The following is a 19,306-nucleotide window of genomic DNA, read 5'->3' as shown; positions in this document are numbered from 1 at the left end:
TTTTTTTAAGGATGCCAAAGATAGATTTTAAAGGAAATAAAAAATCTTAATTTTCAAAATAGATATTCACAATTTGAAATAAAAAGTGAACTCTTAGGTAAATTAATTTAAACACATAGAAACATAGATTTAAAATCTCAGGAAAGGTGTTTTACTTTATTAAAATACACGGAGCATTGTTTTGTATTTCGGTTTTAAAACATTCTTTTTTACTCATAAAACCTATGTTTCCATGTGTTAAACAAATTGTTATAAATTATACCAAATGCAATAAACTTTAAAATAAACCAATAAATATTTAATAAATTTGTAAGTATAATACACTAAAAAAAATTAATAATACTAATACCCCAAAACTATTTATATAACTTAAAAAACAATACCATGAAACTTACCAAATTTTTAGGCGATCAGGGTTATGACTTAATCGAAGGACCTTTAAGAAGTCATAAACCACTACAATTATGGTTGAAAAAACCGTTTGATGAAGCACAGCTTTATTATGCAAATATCAGTCACGCTTTTAAAAGCGATATTGAATTAGTAGAAATCGAAAATCCGGCGTTGAGCGTTGATTATACTAAAAAAGATGATTATGGTTTTAATATAGGAATTACACTTTTGGAAGAAATTCTAAAAACATTAGGACTTGGTACTTTTGAAATTTCTGCCAAAATAAAATCCGGAAAAACCGTAACCATCAGTTACGAAAACTCTGTTACCAAAGAATATGCATTGGGCAATCTCGAAGAATATTTATTTTCTGCTGATTTCCAACATCCAAATCCTTCTCTTTTAAAAAATGCCAATCGCAATTATCTTCTCCTCATTACGGGAACTGTTTTTGCTAAAAATCTAGTGGTCGATATTGAGACTGATTTTACATTAGATACGGGTTTAATTGCCAGTTTAAATGCAGTTGCAGAGGGCAAACTGGACTTTACAATAAGCAACCAAAGCAAATTAAAAATGACTTCGAATATGGGAATTTATTTTCCTATTGCCGTTCAGGCCAGCAGAATAGATTTTGACAGAAGCCGATTTAAAAAATTAATATTGGCAACAGATAATCTTAATATATTTTAACATCACGGTATTTTTTAACCACGATGTTTTTTTTAACCGCAAAGATAAATCAATACAAAGCTTTGCGAACTTTTGCGTAAATCTTTGCGGGCTTTGCGGTTAAAAATTAATTTGTTTCACGCAGATTTTAAAAAGATTTAAGCAGATATTTAAATTTAATCTGCTCAAATCTACAGAATCTGCGTGAAAAAACATTTTAATCTGTAAGGTTCTATGTTTTTTGATTTTATTCAAAGTCAGAAAATTTTAATAGATTTGTTTACTATCTAAACCAAAAAAAATGAGAACATTAGACCAATGGTTTGACGAATATGCCGTAAGTCATCAAAACCCAAAAAACAAAGCAATACACTATGTTTGCGTTCCGGCAATTTATTTTTCGATTGTAGGATTATTAATGAGTATTCCGAGTGGTTTTATTGCCAATACTCTTAAACTGAATGCACCCATTATCGAAAATTGGGCCGTTGTTGTATTACTTTTTGTTCTTGTTTTTTATATCCGATTATCAGTTGCAATGGCAATTAAAATCGCTATTTTCTCTTCTCTTTGTCTGATTGTGAATTATTACATCGGTCAGCTTTTACCTTTATGGATGTTTTCTATTGGCGTGTTTGTAATCGCGTGGATTGGGCAATTTTACGGCCATAACATTGAAGGCAAAAAACCTTCGTTTTTAAAAGACCTTCAGTTTCTGATGATTGGTCCGGCGTGGGTTGTAGAGAATTTGTTTTCGAGAAAATAAGTAGTACCTAAGGATAATCCCATGGAAATGTTATCTGATTTCGCAAAAAAGCAATATGAGTTTGTACAAGGCTCAAGAAATGTACTTTTTGAATACTGTAAAACTATTAGTCCAGAAGATTTCATTAATCAAAATACATCATTTGGCCGTGGCGGAAGCATGAGAAACTTACTCATTCATATTGCCAACACATACGAATATTGGATTGCGAATCTTGCATTAAAAAAGGATTTAAAATATGCTAAATATGAAGATAACGTTACATTACAGGATGTTATTTTACTTTTTGATGAAGTAGATATTTTCATGGAAGAATTTATTTCTAAAATCGATCTTTCTGATAAAGAGATAGTGTACGAAATACAGGGCAATAAAAATTCAGCATCACCTTTAAAACTTTTCAGTCATGTTATTACGCATGAATACCATCATAAGGGTCAAATTTTAACTCTAAGCAGGCATCTTGGTTATATTCCGGTTGATACTGATATTATGAGATAAATCTTGTAAATATTTAGTTTTTTCAGGTTTAATTTGTATTTTCGTTTTGTAAAAAATTACCATTTTCAAATAACCAACTCTGTAAATTATTAATAATCTGATTAATATATTTATAGAAGTAACAAACAGCTGTTATGACACAATTAATTTGGGGTATCTTAAATATAGCAATCTTTATTGCATTCATTGTTATATGTTTTCAGGCATTGAAATTTATTCGTGAAAAATTGGGTCTTTTTGCTTGTGTTATTTTTGCTTTGGGTTTATTATCTTTTACTTCTAAACCAAAAGACAACAATTCAGAATTCAAACAATTTGATTTAAATAATAAAACCGCTAAAGTCGCTAATAGCAATAATGGTCGAAATCAAAGAATAGTTATTGATGATAATCTAACTTCAAAAATGAGTCTTTCTGTAAATTATACAGCTAAGGAACTGCTTAATGCACAATCTTCCAGAGAAGGATTTATAAGTGGTACAAACTGGTACCCAATTAGTATTATTTTAAATAAATCTAATGGAGAAAATCAATACGTTTATTCTGTTTATGGAACTTTAGAATGGAGACTTTTAGGAATTACCATCTATTCGCAATCGAAAAATTTTGAGGGTAAAATAGAGTTACCACAGTCCGATTTATTGTATTCTCCGTCAAACTAAGAGCTCAACTTTATATTTCCTTTAATCAACTCATAATAAAATGAAAATAGATCCTAAGGAAATAGAAATTGAACGTGACGATATTTTCACTTATAGAAGAATCAGGCGGGCAATAGGTTATTTAGGAATAAGCCTTCCAATACTTTTGGTTGGTTTGTCTTTTATTTCTTTTTTCAAAACACAACTTCAACCTTCAATAAGTCATTATTATTTCACCAATCTCAGGGAAATTTTCACAGGAACCTTATGTGCAGTAGGTTTATTTTTAATTTGCTACAAAGGCACAAGCAATGCTTCAATCTGGAAAAATGACAATTTATTGACTAATATTGCTGGAATCATGGCGATTGGCGTAGCATTGATACCAATGAATCCGGATGATTTTGCAATTAAAATTTACACAATAATTCCGTATCCGGAAAAATGGCTTGGCTGGTTTCATTATGGCTTTGCGGCTTTGTTGTTTTTAATCATGGCTTTATTGTCTATTAATGTTTTTACAATTGGTCAGAAAAATGAAACCAGAGATCCAAAAAGTATTCTTAACGAAAATAATATTTATAGGTTTTGCGGATATTCCATACTTGTTTTTATAATTATGGTACCTGTTTCCGAAAGTTTAAAATTTTTCACTTATTCAACGTTAGTTTTAGAGGCACTTGCTCTTTTTGCTTTCGGAATTGCCTGGCTGATAAAAGGTCGCGCTCTTGGCGACAAAGGCATGATTGGTAAAAAATTATATCAGGAAAATAATCCTGTTGATACTGAAAAAGTTTTTGAGGAATAAATAGTTTGTTTCAAGTCCGTTTTGGCTGGTACATTTTTTGGATAAAAAGTTAACTACTTTAGATAATTATCAATTTATAAAATCTATTTATTATGAAGATAACTTATTACGGACATTCGTGTTTTTCAGTTTATGCCAATGGAAAAGATATTCTATTTGATCCTTTTATTACCGGGAACGATTTAGCCAAAGATATTAATATTGACGAAATCAAAGCTGATTATATTTTTATTTCACATGCCCATTACGATCATATTTTAGATGTAGAACGCATCGCAAAAAATACGGGAGCCAAAGTTCTTGGCAATTTTGAAATCTATAACTGGCTCTTAAAAAACGGAATCGAAAACGCGCATCCAATCAATCCGGGTGGAAAGTTTGATTTTGACTTTGGATCCGTAAAATGTGTTATTGCGCAGCATCCAAGTAGTTTCATGGATGGAAGTTATGGTGGAATTGCCTGTGGTTTTGTGTTAACTACCGTTGATGGAAATTTTTATTATAGCGGTGATACGGCCCTAACTCTGGATATGCAGCTGATTCCGAAATTTACCAAACTTGACTTTGCTGTTTTCCCAATTGGAGATGGCCTTACAATGGGAATTGAAGAAGCAATTGAAGCATCAAAATTAGTTGGCGTTACTAAAATATTAGGCGTTCATTATGATACTTTTGGTTTCATTATTATGGATCATAAAAAAGCTGAAGAAAGTTTTAAAAATGCAAATCTCCATCTTTTCTTACCAAAAATTGGCAGTACAATCGAAATCTAATTTTCGAAATATCGCTAAAACATATTGGTTAAAGCGATATAAAACAAAACATACAAATGTAAAATCCATTCAATATCCCAAAACTATTGGTTCATAAATATTTTTCATCCAAGGCATTAAAATTATTTATCTGAATTAATCATTAACCAAAATTCAAAAACAATGAAAACATTTACAATTCCATTTGTTTTTTTGATGCTTATAACAAATTTATCTATTATGAATGCACAAAAAATAACTGCTTTAAATTCTAAAACAGAATTTGCTGATGTTTCAGGCAGAAAAATCGCTTACCGTACTATAGGAAAAGGAACTCCCATTATTTTAGTAAATCGCTTTAGAGGAACACTAGATACCTGGGATCCCCTATTTTTAGACAAACTTGCCGAAAACTACAAGGTAATTACTTTTGATTACACTGGTATTGGCTACTCAACAGGAACTTTACCAACTGACTTAAAAGATGTTGCAAAAGATGTAAAAGATCTGGCCGATTTTCTGAAAATAAAAAAAATAATTATAATAGGCTGGTCTTATGGTGGATTAGTAACTCAGGTTGCAACATTGCAATTTTCAGATCTTATTTCACAAACCGTATTATTAGGGACCGGGCCTCCGGGTGAAAGAGTTGTTCCGCTGGAGCAGGCATTTCTGGATTCAGCTTTAAAACCAGTTAATGATTTTGATGATGAAATTGTATTGTTTTTCGAACCTTCTTCTGAAGAAAGCAAAGCAGAAGCCAAAGCATCACACGACAGAATTGCAAAAAGAATTGATGTTTCTAAAATCCCTTCTACTATGGAAGTTTTTCAACTTTATTTTAAAGGCAGCGCTGGTTTAACAGAAGATAAAGATAATTTCAAAGGAAAACTTAAAACCACTAAAATTCCAATTTTAATTATTTCCGGAGATCATGATATTAGTTTTGCTGTCGAAAATTGGTATCCATTAACCAAACAATTACCAACGGCGCAATTAATCGTTCTTCCACAGACAGGACATGCGCCGCAACATCAACATGTAGATCTTGTAGCAAATTATATTCATGCTTTTTTAGAGAATACAAAATAAATTGATGACCATTTAGAATATATATTATCATGTTAAAATGAAAAAGCCAGTGAAAATTAAATCACTGGCTTTTTTTACTGATTAGAATCACATTCTTTACTCAATAAAGAACCTATTTTAATTATGATAAACTCTTATATTACAATTTATAGTTAAGTCCAACTTCAAAAGTATTGTTTGCATAAGCACCAAGACTTCCAAAATATTTAGAATAAGCCAGAAAAACACCCAAATCGTTAAGCGAAATACCAAAAGCTGTAGAAACAGTTTTATTAGTATGGTAAAATGCTGATACATTCATCTTATAGTCCGGAAAGTTAAATCTTGCTCCAGCATCTAAAATATCTTTATGTCCTTTAACCCCTCTATAAGCGATCAATGGTTCAACATTTAAGTTTTCATCTTCATTTGACAGTAATATTTTATAACTCACTGCTGAATAAAAAATAGAACGATCTACATATTTTTTCACACCATCATTATTATCATACATTAAAGCATTAAGGTTTGGCAATGCAGCCTGGATTGTCAATAGTCTACTAGTATATGCGATACCCAGATCTCCATCAAAAGCAGCGCCTTTATTATAGTTCTGTAATGCAACATCATCTTTATCTCCTATAATTTTATTGTAATCAATAGAAGCAAATTTTGCACCTGCAGATAATCCGAAATTTAATTTTTGATCAACTCCTATTGGTAAATGATAGGCATAAGTTCCCATTATTCTTGTTCTATTGATTAAACCAGCTCTGTCACTACTTACATTTAATCCTAACCCTGTTCTGTTGCCTCCATTATATTCGAAAGTAGCATTCATTAATATTGGATTCCCGGGAACTTCATCCCATTGTCTTTGGTAGCCTATGTTAAATTTCATACCTTCTTCTAACCCTGCCATAGCAGGGTTATTTAAGTATTGATTTTGAAAATACATGGACTCGTATTCTGTTAACTGCGCATTTGCGGTATTTGCTCCTAATAGAATCAGAAACATCATTACCTTTATATAGATTGCTCTCATTTTTTTAATTTTCATTGTTTTATTTCTTTCCTTCTTAATTATTAGTCTCTAATAATTGAAATGAACCCTTTAAGTTTAGGTGAACCATTTCCTAGATCAATTAGATAGTAATAAGTATCCTCAGTAAGTGGAGAGCCTTTATAAGTACCATCCCAATCACTGTTATAGTTATTTTTAGAATATACTAATCTTGCTGCTCTGTCAAAAACTTTAACTGAATTGTTAGGATATACATTCAGACCTGGAACTACCCAAACATCATTTTTACCATCTCCGTTTGGAGTAATAATATTTGAAGGGATAACTGGTACTGCATCTTCTCTGTTTACAATAATAGTATATGTTTCTTGTGTACCATCTGGAGCTGTAACAACTATTGTAACTACATTCTCTCCTGTTTTTAGATCAATTGGAGCCGTATTGTCAGTAACTGTTTTTCCATCAACTATTATCTCAACAGTTGCATTTGGATCGATTGGTGTAGGAGTGATTATAATTGAATTAGTCTCATTTGGCACATCTACTGTGTAATTTTTTGTATCTGTATTAAATTCTGGACTTAAAGTACCTTCACTTACAACAATATCAGATAAACCTGCATTATCAGATGGCTTAGAAGCTGCTTCTTCTCTTGTAACAACTATTACATAAGTATTAGTAGTCCCATCCTCTGCAGTTACTACTGTAGTAATCGTATTTTCACCTACTTGCAAAGGAATTTCTCCAGAAGCTTTTCCGCTTGGTACTTCTACTCCATTTACTGTTACTGTTGCTGTAGCATCTGCAATAGTTGGTGTAACTGTAATCCCTGTAACATCATTAGGTACTGTAGCTGTATAATCTTTAGTTCCTTCTGTAAAAGTTGGGCTTAAAGTACCTTCACTTACAACTAAATCTGTCAAACCTGCATCATTAGAAGCTTCTCTTGTAACAACTATTACATAAGTATTAGTAGTTCCGTCCTGAGCCGTTATTATCGTAGTGATTTCATTTTTACCTACTTCTAAAGGAATATTTCCGGAAGCAGTTCCACTTGGCACCTCTACTCCATTTACTGTTACAGTTGCTGTAGCATCCGCAGTAGTTGGTGTAACTGTAATATTTTTAACATCATTAGGTACTGTAGCTGTATAGTCTTTAGTCCCTTCTGCAAAAGTTGGGCTTAATGTACCTTCACTGATAGTTAAATCTCCTAAACCTGCATCACTAGAAGGCTCTCTTGTAACGATTATTGTATAAGTTTGAGTAGTTCCGTCTTGCGCTGTAATTACTGTAGTAATTGGATTTTCACCTACTTCTAAAGGAATACTTCCTGAAGTAGTTCCGCTTGGTACTTCTTTTCCATTTACTGTTACCGTTGCTGCAGCATCGGCTGTAGTTGGGGTAACTGTGATTTCTTTAATATCATTAGGTACTGTAGCTGTATAGTCTTTAGTTCCTTCTGAAAAAGCAGGGCTTAAAGTACCTTCACTGATAGTTAAATCTCCCAAACCTGCATTGCTAGAAGCAATCACTGTTAAAGTTCCAGAAACGTAGCTAATAGCATAATTTGATGAAACTGCTCCACTAGCAGCAATTGGATAAGTACCTACTGCACTTGTTTTAACTGCTGTAGTTGTAATTGTAGGTAATGTTGTTAAACTAACCTGAGTATCTCCATTTACAAACCCAGCATAACTTGCTGTTAATACTGGATTGTCTGATCCGTAAACTTTACTGTTATCAATTGCAGTAATAGTTAACGCTGCAGGAGTAATAGCCAATACTGCATTTGCTCCATAAGTAATAGTGTAGTTTGATGAAACTGCACCACTTACTGTGATTGGATAATTTCCAACTGCACTTCCTTTAACCGCTGTAGTTGCAATTGTAGGTAATGTTGTTAATTTTGCTTCAGTGTCTCCATTTACAAAACCAACATAAGTTGCTGTTAAAACAGGATTATCTGATCCATAAACTTTAGTGTTATCAACTGCAGTAATAGTTAACGCTGCAGGAGTAATATCTAATATATTTGCTACATAAGTAATGTTATAGTTTGAAGAAACTGCTCCACTAACTGTAATTGGATAATTTCCAACTGCACTTCCTATAACTGCAGTAGTTACAATTGTAGGTAATGTAGTTAATTTCGCTTCAGTATCTCCATTTACAAACTTATCATAAGTTACTGTTAAAACTGGATTCGCAACACCATATTGTCTATCTTTTTTAACTGCTGTGATAGTCAGTGGTGCTTTGTTTACAGTACTTGTAGCTATTGGTATATTTATAGTGGTTGTACCATTACTGGTTAACACTAGATTTCCAGAATAATCTTTTGCGTCAATTGTTCCTTTTAATCGAACATACACTTTTGTAGATGCAATAGCGCCTGCAGCTCCAATAGTAATTGTATTGCTAAAAGTAACTCCATCTGTACTCACTTCAAATCCTGAAGGAGGAGTAACTAAAATTCCTTCAAGCATAGCAAGACCAGAGAGGTCAAAACTATTTGAACTTGATGGCGTACCATAAGTTGTAGTTAACCCAGATAAGCTATCGGTACTTACTACAATTGTTGGTCCAACATTTACAATACCATTATTAGAAGTAAAAAAAGTATTATTTTTATTAACCGCGTTTGAAAGAGAGCTTCCCCATGATCCACCAGATCCTGTTGTAACACCCAATTTTATACTTTTGGCAGTATGTACTAAATTAGCAGTAAGATCAGCAACTACTCCGCTCACGATAGAGAAAGTTTCATTTATTGTAGTTTTTGCACCAAAAGTTTTAGTTCCAGCTCCTGATAATGTAAGATTATTATAAATTATTGATCCCGTTCCTAAATTTTGTGCACCTCCATTAAATTCTACCGTACTTGTTCCCGCTGTAAAATTACTTCCAGTGCCACTTACATTTCCTGAAAATTTTAAAAGACTTGAATTAGCATTTAATGTTCCTTGTGTTCTAACCCAATCAGTAAAACTATGAGTCAAACCAGCTCCAAGATTAAGTGTTCCTGCACCATCAATTATTAATTTCCCTGTATTTAAATTTTTTGTAAAAGTCGCTACACCAGCAGTTTTATTCATAACAACTCCTTTTGTTGCTGCAAAACCATCTATAGTTTGACTAACAGCACCTGTTAAATAAACAAAGCCATCTGTTGTCAACGATCCGTTATTGTTTATAAAATCACCGCCAAAATACAAATCTGTGTTAGTAGCTACTAATGAAGCACCCTCATCTATTACAAGCGATACCCCATCATTAAATCTTTTTTCTACACCATTATTACTTAAAGTTACTATGCTTGAACCTGTAACAGAAGAAATTTGAACCCCTCCGTTTGCAATAAATGGGCTAACCCATTCCGGTCCGGCTGTCAGGGATGATGCGCTATTGTATTGTAAAGAAGCATTGGCACCATAAGTTGGTGCAGCAGAAGCTGTCGCCGTACCTGCCATAGCAAGAATACCGTTTACAATTACTGAAGGAGTAATTGTTCTGATGCCACTACCAGAAATTGTTAAATTATTATAAGTATAGGCACCTATAGCTCGCGTTCCTGTACCATTATAAGATACAGTTCCTTTCCCACTTGTTAAAGTACCTGCATTTAATATTCCTCCTGTCATTACTCCTCCAATCAGCAAATTTCCATCTCCGGAAAAAGTCACATCATTTTGAAGAGCAGTACCATTCATTGTAACATTTCCCGTTACAGTTACTTTTCCAGTATTAATAGTTAAACTACAATCGCTGGTATCCCCCCCGCCACTATTCATAATTATCGATGCAGGAGAAAAAGACCCCGCACTTACTGTTAGAACAACAACACTGCCTGGAGTTGAATTTGACAACTCAAGAATTGCACAAGCAGCTCCCGCAACAGATATTACAGGTTGATTGGATGCATTTGTTATTAATACATTGTCAGTAGCAGTCGGCCTTCCTTCAGGACTCCAGTTTGTATCTACATTCCATGCAGTACTCGTAGCACCGGTCCAGGTTTTAAGACTTTGCCCATACCCTACACTAAATAAAAGAAGGGCTAATACAATAAGTAAATTTTTGTTCATTTTTATTTTATTTCTATTCATTTTTGTTTTTAATTTTCATTCATTTTTGCTAATTTTTCTAATTCATCTTTTTTCTTTTTTTAAGCCATTTTTGTTCATTTTTATCCATTTAATTATTCACTTTTCAAAAAAAATTAAAGTCCAATATCAATTCTTCTAAAAAAATCCATCCATTTCCTTAGACATTTAATCCTAAATCCGCATAAAAAATTAATTTAACCGTCTACTAAAAAAAACAAGAACGAGTTGTAATCGCCTTATTTTACAGTAGTTTTAGATATTAAAAAAAAAATCTGCCGGACTTAGAGACTAACAGAATTTAATTTTCCAAAGGTTAAAGCCATTTTGATTTATTATTGCCTTCAAAAGTTTTTAAGTTTACAAATAAGGACATTTCTTACACTATGAAGAATTGTTTAAAAAAATTAATAAAAACCATATATATTAATAGGCAGGGATCTGCAAAAAAAAGCCTACTTAACACCTTATAAAGTCGGATATAAAATTTAATTGAATAGTGTCAAAAGGATTTTAGGAAGAAAGACAAACAACAATAAAAATCGTATTATAATTTAGTTGTCATAAAAACGTGGAGATCAATACTCAAAAAAAAACAGGCAAAATACATTACTTATGTATTTTGCCTGTTTACTGTGACCGCGGAGGGGTTTCTTTAAAAATCATAACGTAATCAAAATCAACAGTTATCATTTTTCTTTGGGAAGTTTGTGGGAACTGTTTTCAATAATTTCTTTTAATCTTTCTATCAGTTCACTATCTTCTTCTCCTATATCTATAGAGATATTTTCTTCTTCATTATCATTTTTTAACATCATCTTTTTTAGTCTTTTTCATTAATTCTGGTTGTGGTTCATCCACAGATTCATAAACAGTGGAATCCGGCCGATTATATTCGGATCCGGATAACCTTTCTTCTAAAACGCCAATTTTAAAGCGTAACAATTCATTTGTTTCTGCCAATTGAGAATTTGCGGTACTTAATCGGAAAACTTCAGTTCTCAAATCAAGTTTTTCAATGCTGTTTTCATTATTATCGGCATCATTTTTCAGCATGCTTCCACTTCCGGTGATAAACCATTCCGCATTGATTTCGGGAAAATGATGTAATATTTTACACGCTTTATCAGTTCCCATGTTACTGCTATTGTCCAAAAACTTGTTTGAAAAGCCTAAATCTTTACAAAATTTATACTTTGTAATTCCTTTATAATCAAGGTATTGAATTATTCTTTCGGTACTCCCCATTCTTTTAGTGTATTTTTTTACGCTAATATTTGTTTTAGTGTAAAATATTACATTACATTTGTAATAGTTCAAACGTATTTCGCTCGTAGTAAAATTAAACAAATAAAATCAATTCAAAATAGCACTTATCTATGATTAAACCAGCTGAAAGAAAGAAAATGAAAAAGGTCTTTAAAAAAGGCTATTCAAAGGAGGTTCTGGAAAAACTAAATGAAAACGGAATCGTGACACAAAAGGGAACTCCTTATGGGATTTCTTATATAACTCATGTTTTTAACGGTCGTAATGAAAACACGGATATCGAAAAAACGATTGTGGGTTTATATGCAGAAAAAAAGGAGGAAAAGAAAAAAATTGCTGAAGAAAAGAAAGCAATTTTTACCAAAAAAAAACCCGAAGCTGGAACTCCGGGTTTGATTTAAATAATTAACCTATAAAAGATTAATCTAATGGAAAGCAAATCTACATTAAAAAACCAAATTCACCAAATACCCGCAGGACTACTTCCGGGTGATAATCGAACAGAAATATTTGGTGATCGCAAAAGCAAAAAGACATTTTTTGTATCAGATGGACAAACCTTTCAGTTTAACACATTGGCACCAATGAAAAAAGCCCAAATTTTTGAACAGCTTTTAAAAGATGATATCGCTTTTGGAGATCTGAAACACTTGCCACAGGAAGAAGCAACTGAAAAATTCGCCTTTTGTATTTATGGTGCTGCTGATCACATTGCCGACTTTACAGAAAGTGGCCAGCTAAACAAAGTTGACAATTTTATTTGTTCCAACAACTGTAAGTGTCTGAAATGGAAATCAAAATCAATCACAATTGATGGCACTGCTTTAACAATCAGAGAAATTCAGATTGTCAACTTAATGGCTTCTGATCTTCCGGACAAACAAATTGCCGAGAAACTAAAAATCGCTAAAAGCACGCTAAATACGCACAAACAAAATCTTTTCGAAAAAGCAGGTGTAAAATCTAAATCAGGACTAATTACCAAAGCTATCAACCAAAAAATAATCCAATAACCATGACAATAGTAAAAAATTTTAGCTCAAACAACACAGGGTATTCAAAAGGTTTTCAGATGCTTACAAATTTTGTTTTCCAAATTTTAGCTGTAGAATATCGTGATACACTTGATGCATATTTCACAATAAAACTATCAAACGGAAAAATAGATTTGCCTATTAGCGACATAAATATTTGTGGCCAGAATGGAGGGAATTTCAAAGAATTATTATCAGGAACTGAACATTGGATTTTCAATCAATCTATAACAAATGAAGATATAGTTGAAATTTTCATCTATGAATTTGACCAATACAACATCATACTAAAAATTAAAGAACTCCAAAAGGAACAATTCGCCTATGGAAACCAAAGCGCTGCACTTGAAAAATCAGAAAGTATTTCATTCGAAGATAAAAAAACATTACGCTCCCATTATTCTGCCAAGCAAACTGAATTACAGGAATGTATTAACAAACTCACAAACAAATTATCCGTTGTCGGTTCAGAGACAGTTATCGTGCAAAATCACTATTCCAATTGATTACTCCGGAATGACAGTTTCACAATATTATAATCTCTTTATCAAATAATTCATGTATACCGAAAAATCAATAGACGAAGTTAGAAACGCTGATATAGTACGGATAATTGGGCATTTTTGCGAATTGAAGCGCGCCGGATCAAAGTGGACTGCAGAATCTCCTTTTAATCATAGCAAAGATGCTTTTTTCGTAACACCTTCGCTTAACATGTTTAAGTGTTTTTCTACAGGGCATGGTGGCGATGGAATCCGTTTTGTTCAAATTTACAAAGGCGTTTCCTTTGGCGAAGCAATCAAAGTTATTGCTGATATCTGTGGAATTGTTCTTGAAGAAGTACAGCTATCTGAAGAAGATCAGCGAAAAAGAAACTACAAACAAGAGTTATTCGATGTTAATGCCATTGCGTGTACCAAATACGAAATGCAGCTTCAAAATACTGCAGATGACCATTGGGTTAAAAAAATGCTTATTGAGCGTGATATCAAGCCTGAAACGGTTGAAAAATTTAGAATTGGGTATTCATCCAAAGAATACAAATTAATTACCAATCCGTTTATAGAAAATGCAAAGTTAGAACAGGCTATTAATGTAGGTTTATCGGTTTCTAAGGAAGGAAATAATTATGATTTCTTCAGGGATAAACTAATGTTTCCTATCAGGGATTTCCGCGGGAATGTTTTAGGTTTTGGGGGCCGAAAATCAAATGAAGCGGATGGACCAAAATACATCAATACCAAGGAAACCGAAATCTACAATAAAAGCGTTGTCCTTTATGGACTATTCGAAAACAAAGAATTTATAACCAAAGCAAAAACCGCTTTTCTGGTTGAAGGCTATACAGACGTTACGGGACTTTCGCAAAATGGTTGTGAACTTGCAGTTGCCACCGGCGGAACTGCCTTAACTCCTGAACAGGCAAAATTACTGCATCGTTTTGCTGATCATGTTATTATCCTTCGTGACAATGATGGGCTTGACGAAAAAGGAAACGAGCAAAAAGGAACTTTGGCTGCCCTTAAGGATATCAATATACTTTTGGCTGAAGGATTGAAAGTTTCAGTAGTTATTCTTCCAGAAGAAGAAGATCCGGACAGTTATGCCAGAAAAACAAAACATGTCGAAAAAATGCTTTTCGGGAATGCTGAAGATGCCGTTAATTGGAAAACAATAAAACTGAAAAATAAGGCAGCCAATGACCCTGACGAACTTTCTAAATCTGTAGGTGAAGTTGCTTTGATGCTTTCGGTTATTAAAGACGATATCAAAAGATCTTATTATCAAAAAAATTGCGCAAAAATTCTAAAACAACCGGAAAAAGTAATCAAAGAAAAAATTGATAGCTTTTTTAAAGTGGCTGAAATTAAAGCTGCACAAAATGAAAAAGTACAAACGGAATCTTCTGAATATTTAGGATTGCCAAAAGGTGCAGATTACAAACAATTTTTAGAAAAAGGATATGTAACGCATGAAAATAATGTTTATTTCCGTGGAAAAACAAATTTTTACAAAGGTTCAAATTACCGTATTACGCCACTTTTTCACGTTTATGGAAAGCAGGATAATAAAAGATTGTGTGAAGTAATATCTGATACCGGTATTAAAAGACTAATTGATTTTGATACTGCAGATTTTGTTCAGATGGCAAAATTTGAATCTAAATTATTGGATGAAGGAAATTTTACTTTCACATCAGAAGTTACGCCAAATCAGTTCAAATTATTGCGAAATGATATTCTAAGCAGTTTTATCATGGCTTTTGAATTAAGAACGTTAGGATGGCAAAACGAAGGTTTTTTCGCTTATTCAAACTTAGTATCACAAAAAGGAATCACTAAAACGCCAAATGATTACGGGATTATTCAGCTAGAAGCCGAAGTAAGTATTCAAAGTGATTATATCGCAGATGTAAAACATTTTTATTCGCCATCATCTTCAGTAATGTATAAGAATTCCCGTGATGGTGATGATCCGTATGAGAATGATCGCTATTTGGTTTTTAAACAGGCTCCGGTTGCATTTCATACCTGGATGAACCAATTAAAAAAAGTGTATGGTAAAAAAGCAACAACCGGAATCGCTTGTATTTTCTTTTCGCTTTTCAGGGATTTGTTTGTAAAAACCTATCAGATATCGCCAATTCTGTTTTTAACAGGTGAAAAAGGTTCTGGAAAGTCAAAATTTGCAGAAAGTATTGGAGCTGTATTCGCTTACAAACAACCTGCTTTTGATTTGAATGCAGGTACCATTTCGGGGTTTTCCCGAAGAATCAGCAGAACGACCAATACCATGACCATATTGGAAGAATTTAATGATTTGATTGACTTAAAAATGAAACAGTCTATCAAAGGATCTTATGACAATCGTGGGCGTGAAATTGGACAAAACACAGGCGATAACAAAACTAAAATGACCAAAGTAAATTGTTTTTTGGTAATTCTATCGCAGTATTTGTCTAGTTGGGATGATAACTCTATTACATCCCGAAGCGTAATTGAACATGTAATTAAACCACAGGAAAACTTTACTAACGAAGAAGTGGCTGATTTCAATTTAATTCAATCGTGGGAAGAAGAAGGTTTGACCAGTTTTATTTTGGATATCATCAAATACCGTCCTGAAGTTGAAGAAAATTACAGACGTGTTTATGGTGAAATTATCAAGGATTTAAAAAAGCAATTAAAAGACACCGATTATCAGGAGCGAATGCTTCAAAATTATACGGTACTCCTAACACCAATGAAGATCTTAATAGACAAATTTCAATTTCCATTTACGTATAAAGAAATGCAGGATCAGTTTAAGGAAGCCATTCTGGAAAGTTCAGATTTGATTGTGGAAAGTGAAGGTTTAGCAGAATTCTGGCGAACTATGGAGTATTTACGTGACAGATCCCCGTTCCCACTTATTAAAGAAAGAATGCATTTCATTATTGACACACCATTGACTTTAAAACTTCAAACCAAAAAAGGAGAGCCAGACTATGAATGGAAAAACACCAAACGAACTCAGGTTTTATTGCTTCGATTGAATGCAATTCATCAATTATACCATAAAGAAGTTTCAACCCGTGAAGGTGCCGATGTTATTGGAGAAAACACTTTGAGAAATTACTTTAAATCAAAAAAATATTTTATAGGATCTGTTGGAAGATACCATTTTGATGATACTTCTACATCAGCGTATGTTTTCGATTATACCATGATGCACGAAGGAGGAATTTTAAACTTATTAAGAACCGCACCAAAAAAGACAGAGAATGATATTCCATACAACAATGGAAGTTCAGACGAAGATCCGAATTGGTTACAAGCTAAATAATTATGAGAACAAAAGCTGTCATTTTGAATTTAAGAGTTGCCAAAGCATCTGATTTTAGAAATGAATTAGGAGAAAAGAAATACGGTTGCATGTATTTTCAGCAATCGATAAATGGCACTTTTTGTAATCAGCCTTATTTCTTTCATGAAAATACAGATTTAGATGTTTTTAGAGAATTGTATAATTCAAAGCAAATTTGGGTTTTAGCCGGAATATTTGACGATGTAGAATTTACAGAAAAACGTAAACCGATAATTGACAAAAACAAATATGGAATCAGAAGAAGTAAAGAAAGAAAACCAATGGCCTCCAGACCATGTTTATGTAAGCAAAAGCATTGAGGAGTACGTAAAAAAGGCGCGAAAATTTAATCATCAAGATTGGTTAAATCAAATTTATAATAACCCTAAAATAAAAATTGAAATGAAAGAACAAAATGTAAAAACAGAATCTACCAAACAAAAAAGATTCACATTAGTAGTAGAAGCTAAGGAAGTTTTTAAAGGAAACGACCGACAAGAAGTAGCAGGTGAAATCTTTAAGCTTCAGAAAGATTCGCATCCATTAATTATTTTATTGGATTCTGAGGCTAAAGAATCTTACCAATATTCTAAAACAATTCACCAAAGAAACTATCGTGTTCAGGCTGGAAACTACGAAAAAGATAGTGTTTTAAAACCTGCTCAGGAGGTTACGAAAACGGAAGAATAATTTAATAATCTATAAAAATTAAACTAATGGAAAATATTATAAACGTTGAAGTGAAGGCTATTTCACTAGGAGAATTTAATGATTTTCAAACTTGGATTCAAAATTTTGACACTTTCCGTCAAAAATATGGTTTGACAGCACAATTTTTACATCAGGATTGCAACGGTTTTACCACAACCGGATATGATCTAAGGAATTTTAAAAACGAAGCTCCATATCCTGTAAAAACCTATCTGTTGATTCAGGATCCTGAAGTGCCAAGACCTTTACCATATAAATCAATTTCAAAGAACTAAATCATGAAATCAAATAAAGAGATAGCGCAAGAAGTTGAACAAACATGTGCATACGTAAATAAGATGTTTTTTTTAGCAATGTCTTCTGGTTCAAATGAACTGCATAAAGTTTTAAACAATTTTGAAGATTTTAAAAAAACATTCCCAAAAATTCCATCTGAAGATTGGGGATTATATAGCGATAATAAAGAACTGCCCGGACTTTTAGATTTATATGGATATGATGGTTGGTTAGTTGAAGTTAAAGTTTACAAACGTGATCGTTTTAAATCTGAAAATAAAAATCATAAAGTGAAAAGGAACAAATTTATTTACTGTCAAGATTTTAATGAAATTATTCCAAAAATGCTTGAGTTTTCAAAAGATGTTTTAGAAGAAGATATAATAAAATTTAATAGAGATCAAAATGGAAACAAATAACTGTACCGTTTGCGGGCTTCATAAAGGAGCCTGTTTACACCAAATGCAACTGATTGATGATCGGAATGATCGTCGGGTTACCCGAATTGTATGGTTTCTTTTTGGTTTTGTGGCCAGTAGTATATTAATCTTTTATCTTTTAAAATGATGTCAGGAAATAAGAACAAATTGATAGCTTTTAATTACTTCGGAGGAAAGTTCACATGGTTAAACTACTTGTATGCATATTTCCCCAATGATTTTGTTCACTTAGCCGAATTATTTGGAGGTTCAATGGCCGTATCTCTTAATTACAAAGGTAGATGTATAAAAACGGTAAATGAGATCAATGGTGACGTTACTAATTTTTTTGAGGTTTTGCGTGATGATACAGAAATGTTGCTTATGAAATTGGAACTTTCTCCATGCTCAGAAGAAAATTACCATAAATGCTGGCCGATATCTGGCGACAAAACAGAACGTGCAAGGAAGTTTTATGTGCGAGCTCGCCAATCTTTTTATGGATTGGGAGCTCAAAGGGAAAATAAATCTTGGCATATGGCAAAAACGAAACTTCACGCACAAGTAGGTGAGACAGTTTCAAAATGGAATAATGCCTTACCTAAACTGTTAGAGGTGGCCAGAGTGATTAGAGCAAATTTTCAAATCATAAAAACAGATGCCTTATTAGCAATTTTGAAATTAGATTCTCCTAAAACCTTCTTTTACCTAGATCCACCTTATTTATTAGAAACTCGTGGCTCACACGATGATTATATGTTTGAGTTTTCAGAAGAAAAATATAGAGAAATGGCTGCTATTCTTTATAAAATAGAAGGATATGCAATGATTTCCGGTTACGATCACGATTTGATGTTTGAACTCTTTGAAAGCAAAGGATGGACAAAAATAAAATTCCCTACGAAAAAGAACAATATCAGATCAAAGCAGGTTACAGAATGTATATGGATAAACTATCCATTGACAAAAACCAATTCTAATAACGGGAAGCAAAGTGAACTTTCATTAAAAAACTAA

20 protein-coding genes are annotated in these 19,306 nt (G+C 32.7%); 16 read left to right on the top strand and 4 right to left on the bottom strand.

All coding sequences use genetic code 11. From position 1 onward, the window contains the following. Positions 1-384: 384 nt before the first annotated feature. The 7 genes from RT99_RS06105 (at position 385) to RT99_RS06075 (ending at position 5,625) form a co-directional block, all read left to right on the top strand. Positions 385-1,086 (top strand): hypothetical protein, encoded by a 702-nt coding sequence (locus RT99_RS06105; protein ID WP_042563847.1) that lies wholly within the window; start codon positions 385-387, stop codon positions 1,084-1,086. Between the two features lie 280 nt (positions 1,087-1,366). After that, entirely contained in the window at positions 1,367-1,831 is a 465-nt protein-coding gene (locus tag RT99_RS06100; RefSeq protein ID WP_042563846.1) for a DUF962 domain-containing protein, read from the top strand. A gap of 21 nt (positions 1,832-1,852) precedes the next feature. After that, positions 1,853-2,332: a DinB family protein gene (locus RT99_RS06095; protein WP_042563845.1), complete on the top strand. Its 480-nt coding sequence runs from the start codon at positions 1,853-1,855 to the stop codon at positions 2,330-2,332. A gap of 134 nt (positions 2,333-2,466) precedes the next feature. Next, complete coding sequence (locus tag RT99_RS06090) at positions 2,467-2,994, top strand: hypothetical protein (protein WP_042563844.1); 528 nt, start codon at positions 2,467-2,469, stop codon at positions 2,992-2,994. Positions 2,995-3,034: 40 nt separating this feature from the next. Continuing rightward, complete coding sequence (locus RT99_RS06085; protein WP_042563843.1) at positions 3,035-3,781, top strand: hypothetical protein; 747 nt, start codon at positions 3,035-3,037, stop codon at positions 3,779-3,781. A 92-nt stretch (positions 3,782-3,873) separates the two neighbouring features. Continuing rightward, entirely contained in the window at positions 3,874-4,554 is a 681-nt protein-coding gene (locus RT99_RS06080; protein WP_042563842.1) for a metal-dependent hydrolase, read from the top strand. A gap of 162 nt (positions 4,555-4,716) precedes the next feature. Further along, complete coding sequence (locus RT99_RS06075; RefSeq protein ID WP_242607169.1) at positions 4,717-5,625, top strand: alpha/beta fold hydrolase; 909 nt, start codon at positions 4,717-4,719, stop codon at positions 5,623-5,625. A gap of 139 nt (positions 5,626-5,764) precedes the next feature. On the opposite strand, the gene RT99_RS06070 is transcribed toward RT99_RS06075, so the two are convergent. From RT99_RS06070 to RT99_RS25565, 4 genes are all read right to left on the bottom strand, one after another. Further along, the gene (locus RT99_RS06070; protein WP_165587181.1) at positions 5,765-6,649 is read right to left on the bottom strand and encodes a PorP/SprF family type IX secretion system membrane protein; all 885 of its coding nucleotides are present in this window, start codon (positions 6,647-6,649) and stop codon (positions 5,765-5,767) included. 41 nt (positions 6,650-6,690) lie between these two features. Next, the gene (locus RT99_RS06065; RefSeq protein ID WP_165587180.1) at positions 6,691-10,716 is read right to left on the bottom strand and encodes a cadherin-like beta sandwich domain-containing protein; all 4,026 of its coding nucleotides are present in this window, start codon (positions 10,714-10,716) and stop codon (positions 6,691-6,693) included. Positions 10,717-11,423: 707 nt separating this feature from the next. Then, positions 11,424-11,552, bottom strand: a complete 129-nt coding sequence (locus RT99_RS25790) for a hypothetical protein (RefSeq protein WP_256365460.1) — start codon at positions 11,550-11,552, stop codon at positions 11,424-11,426. After that, the gene (locus tag RT99_RS25565; protein WP_052483582.1) at positions 11,536-11,982 is read right to left on the bottom strand and encodes a hypothetical protein; all 447 of its coding nucleotides are present in this window, start codon (positions 11,980-11,982) and stop codon (positions 11,536-11,538) included. Before RT99_RS25565 ends, RT99_RS25790 begins: the two co-directional genes overlap by 17 nt. 131 nt (positions 11,983-12,113) lie before the next feature. Here RT99_RS25565 and RT99_RS06055 point away from each other — a divergent pair, with 131 nt between their 5' ends. The 9 genes from RT99_RS06055 to RT99_RS06015 all read left to right on the top strand — a co-directional run bounded on the left by RT99_RS06055 (position 12,114) and on the right by RT99_RS06015 (position 19,306). Further along, positions 12,114-12,404, top strand: coding sequence for a hypothetical protein (locus RT99_RS06055; RefSeq protein ID WP_042563840.1), 291 nt, complete (start codon positions 12,114-12,116; stop codon positions 12,402-12,404). A 27-nt stretch (positions 12,405-12,431) separates the two neighbouring features. Further along, positions 12,432-13,016, top strand: coding sequence for a response regulator transcription factor (locus tag RT99_RS06050; RefSeq protein ID WP_042563839.1), 585 nt, complete (start codon positions 12,432-12,434; stop codon positions 13,014-13,016). A 2-nt stretch (positions 13,017-13,018) separates the two neighbouring features. Then, positions 13,019-13,543, top strand: a complete 525-nt coding sequence (locus tag RT99_RS06045) for a hypothetical protein (RefSeq protein WP_042563838.1) — start codon at positions 13,019-13,021, stop codon at positions 13,541-13,543. A gap of 52 nt (positions 13,544-13,595) precedes the next feature. Beyond that, the gene (dnaG, locus tag RT99_RS06040) at positions 13,596-16,862 is read left to right on the top strand and encodes a DNA primase (RefSeq protein WP_042563837.1); all 3,267 of its coding nucleotides are present in this window, start codon (positions 13,596-13,598) and stop codon (positions 16,860-16,862) included. A gap of 2 nt (positions 16,863-16,864) precedes the next feature. After that, positions 16,865-17,203: a hypothetical protein gene (locus tag RT99_RS06035; protein ID WP_042563836.1), complete on the top strand. Its 339-nt coding sequence runs from the start codon at positions 16,865-16,867 to the stop codon at positions 17,201-17,203. Then, the gene (locus RT99_RS06030; protein WP_165587179.1) at positions 17,133-17,573 is read left to right on the top strand and encodes a hypothetical protein; all 441 of its coding nucleotides are present in this window, start codon (positions 17,133-17,135) and stop codon (positions 17,571-17,573) included. The genes RT99_RS06035 and RT99_RS06030 overlap by 71 nt, the downstream gene beginning before the upstream one ends. Positions 17,574-17,599: 26 nt before the next feature. Further along, complete coding sequence (locus RT99_RS06025) at positions 17,600-17,869, top strand: hypothetical protein (RefSeq protein ID WP_042563834.1); 270 nt, start codon at positions 17,600-17,602, stop codon at positions 17,867-17,869. Between the two features lie 3 nt (positions 17,870-17,872). Further along, positions 17,873-18,289 (top strand): hypothetical protein, encoded by a 417-nt coding sequence (locus RT99_RS06020; RefSeq protein WP_042563833.1) that lies wholly within the window; start codon positions 17,873-17,875, stop codon positions 18,287-18,289. A gap of 144 nt (positions 18,290-18,433) precedes the next feature. Then, a complete protein-coding gene (locus RT99_RS06015) occupies positions 18,434-19,306 on the top strand; it encodes a DNA adenine methylase (RefSeq protein ID WP_082036922.1) in 873 nt (290 codons plus the stop codon).

This window comes from Flavobacterium sp. MEB061 (genome assembly GCF_000834715.1).
GTDB classification, from domain to species: domain Bacteria; phylum Bacteroidota; class Bacteroidia; order Flavobacteriales; family Flavobacteriaceae; genus Flavobacterium; species Flavobacterium pectinovorum.
Note: the sequence above shows the minus strand (reverse complement) of the source record. Positions and strands in the feature narration are given on the sequence as shown.